Origin of the sequence: Pseudarthrobacter enclensis (assembly GCF_030811655.1) — a bacterium.
Taxonomy (GTDB): Bacteria; Actinomycetota; Actinomycetes; order Actinomycetales; family Micrococcaceae; genus Arthrobacter; species Arthrobacter enclensis_A.
In genome coordinates, this window is record NZ_JAUSRE010000051.1 from 1 (window position 1) to 2,666 (window position 2,666).

The 2,666-nt window shown below is 64.4% G+C and carries 3 protein-coding genes; 1 reads left to right on the forward strand and 2 read right to left on the reverse strand.

Annotated features, from left to right (window positions below; genetic code table 11):
• Nucleotides 1–447, forward strand: a 447-nt coding sequence (locus J2X98_RS22105) for a CoA-transferase (protein WP_307312659.1), incomplete at its 5' end; no start/stop codon positions are given.
• Between the two features lie 177 nt (nucleotides 448–624).
• Here the strand turns inward: J2X98_RS22105 and J2X98_RS22110 are convergent.
• Nucleotides 625–1,977 (reverse strand): ferredoxin reductase family protein, encoded by a 1,353-nt coding sequence (locus J2X98_RS22110; protein WP_307312661.1) that lies wholly within the window; start codon nucleotides 1,975–1,977, stop codon nucleotides 625–627.
• A 60-nt stretch (nucleotides 1,978–2,037) separates the two neighbouring features.
• On the reverse strand, nucleotides 2,038–2,331 hold the full coding sequence (locus tag J2X98_RS22115) for a hypothetical protein (protein ID WP_307312662.1): 294 nt from the start codon (nucleotides 2,329–2,331) through the stop codon (nucleotides 2,038–2,040).
• Nucleotides 2,332–2,666: the final 335 nt, after the last annotated feature.

The following is a 2,666-nucleotide window of genomic DNA, read 5'->3' on the forward strand; positions in this document are numbered from 1 at the left end:
GGCAAGATTCCGGTCACCGAACTCCCCGGCGCGTCGTACTTCCACCACGCGGACTCGTTCGCGATGATGCGTGGCGGGCACCTGGACATCTGCGTCCTGGGCGCCTTCCAGGTCTCCGCCATCGGTGACCTCGCCAACTGGCACACCGGCGCACCCGGGGCGATTCCCGCCGTCGGGGGTGCCATGGACCTCGCCACCGGCGCCAAGGACGTCTTCGTCATGATGACCCTCCTGACCCGGGAGGGCGCCTCGAAGATCGTGGACGCCTGCACCTACCCGGTCACCGGCGTCGGCTGCGTCACCCGTGTCTACACCGGCAAGGCCGTCTTCCTCATCGGCCCGGACGGCGTCACCGTCCGCGAAACCTTCGGCTGCACCCTTGAGGAACTCCAGGACCTGGTACCGGTCCCGCTCAAGGCCACGCCCGGTGCCATGGATCAAAGGTAACGCCGGCAGACAACGATAGGTCGCTCCTCCCGGACTTCTGGAATGGGCACGGTGTGCTTGGATACCAAACTTTCCGTTGAGCAGCGTCACAACCACTCAATTGACGGCCGCGCCGGAAGGGGAGCGCCCCACCTTAGCTTGACGCCACTAAACGCAACCGACGAAGACCTGCCAGGGCTAGAAACTGAAATCCTCATGGTGGAGTTGCCGCCGCGGAACGCCGGCCTGCCTTACAGCCAATGTCACGGCTGAGGAGAGTCGTGGTGAGGCGCACATGTAGACGTCCCGGGTTGCAAGGTCCGGGACCATAGCCAGCAGGTTTTGCGCTGACATCGCGTTCCGCGGGTCGGACGCAGATCCGGTCAGGAAGATCAGTTGCGCTCCGCGCTGCCGAGCGATGTGCTCGAGCTCGTCGCGGAAGAGAATCTCTTCCACGGAGGAGGCCCGATACAGCAGGGTCAGTTCCCGTCCGTGGACCGGGAGTGTCTCGAAGAGGGCCCTCATAGGGGTGATTCCCACCCCGCCACCGATTAGAAGGACTCCCCGGCCTTCGCGTCGCTCATTCGTCATGGCACCATACGGACCCGCGCCGAGAACCCTTGTTCCGGGTTTCACGGCGTGAATCAGGCGGGTGCCGTCGCCTACCGCCTTGACTGTTATCCGGAGGAATTGGGGGTGCGGCGGCGCTGACAGCGAGAAGGGGTGGGAAGACAGCCAGAGGGGTCCAACCAGGAATCGCCACCGAAAGAATTGGCCGGATTCGGCGTTGAGTTCGTCGAGGTGTCGGCCTCGAAGGATGATGCTGACCGCGCCTGCTCCCTCGTGGACGATGTGATCTACGCGCAGCCGGTGCCGCCACATCTGCGTGAGCGGGGCAAGCACCCGGTACCGGAGTACCAGCCCGAAACTTAGGGTGTAGAGCAGGCTCCATGCGACCTGTACGACGGGCATCCCCGCCAGGTCCGGGCCTGCCAGTTCGTGGGCGAAGGACAGCGCGATGGCCACGTAAGTGAGGAGATGCATCAAGTGCCAGGACTCGTACTTCATCCTGCGCCGCACGTTTCGCGAAGACACGTAGCCGATTCCGATGAACAGCAGTGTTCCGACTGTGGCAGCAACAAGTCCGGGCATCCGGAGAACGTCCAGTGTGGCCGTCCTCAACGGGATCCGTTGAACCATTGACCAGGCCACGGTCGCGGCTACGCCGTGAATGAGCATGAGCACGAAGATGGCCCTGCCGCCCAAGCCGTGCCATCGGGATAGCCGGTCAGCACCGACTCCACGTTCCAGCCCAGGTGCGCGCGACATCAGGCCCATCATGACTGTGACACCGTAGCCGGCCAACAGTCCGGACATGTGGGCCACCAAGGGAAGGTTGAACTGCACCGGGTGGGGGGCCTTGATCACTGCCAGGGCCATGACTGCGACCGCACCGGCCATAATCAGCCACAGTGCCAGGGCCGGTGAGACGCTCCCGGACGCCCCCGCTTCTGACCGGGCAGCTCCGGGATGGTCGGCTGTTGCTGTCATCGTTTTTCCTTTGTGGCAGCCAACCGGCGCCGGTAAGTCATCAAATAGCTATGAGGAGTCCTAGCGCCTTCCTCTGTTGCCGCCAGGCGTCGTCGCACCCCTTGCGGGCCCGGGCCGTCCTTGTTGATTTGGGGTGGCCGCCGCGGCAGGTCCGACTGTATCGGCGGCCATAACGGTGGTCTGGACAGGGGAGACAGCGGGCCCGTTCAGGCCCAGCTGCACGCCGATAATCACGGCTGAGGCGACGATGGCGGTGGATAGCGCCTTCTGGAACCATCCCCAGGCAGCAGCGCGGTTCCCTGTTGGACGCCGGGCGGCGATGTGTTGGGTGCCGGCAGGTGCGGTGCTACTCATGGCGCGAATGTTTCGGTAATGGGGACATGGGCGGTGGAGCGCCCGCGGTCTGTCATCGGCGGGACCAGCGGGAGGTTGACGGCGGTCATCAGCGTCTTTCTTGTGCGAGGGCCGGCAGGGAATACCTCAAGCGACGGGCCCTGGACGCGAATGAAGGTCGATTCAGCTTTGAGGTGGCGTTGTGGTTCGGGCGGACGCCGGTGGTCAGCGTCCGCCCCAAGAAGCACGCTTCGGCTCAGTGGCCGCCGGTTTCGGTGGCGGTGATGGTGAAGTTGGTGTCGAGCTTGACGGTGGCGTGGGTGTTGTCGGATTTGGTGATGTGGGCTTCGTAGGCG

Bases quoted from the DNA above. Each gene is read 5' to 3' on its own strand.
- J2X98_RS22110 (WP_307312661.1), bottom strand. From the start codon at position 1,977: ATGACAGCAACAGCCGACCATCCCGGAGCTGCCCGGTCAGAAGCGGGG.
- J2X98_RS22115 (WP_307312662.1), bottom strand. From the start codon at position 2,331: ATGAGTAGCACCGCACCTGCCGGCACCCAACACATCGCCGCCCGGCGT.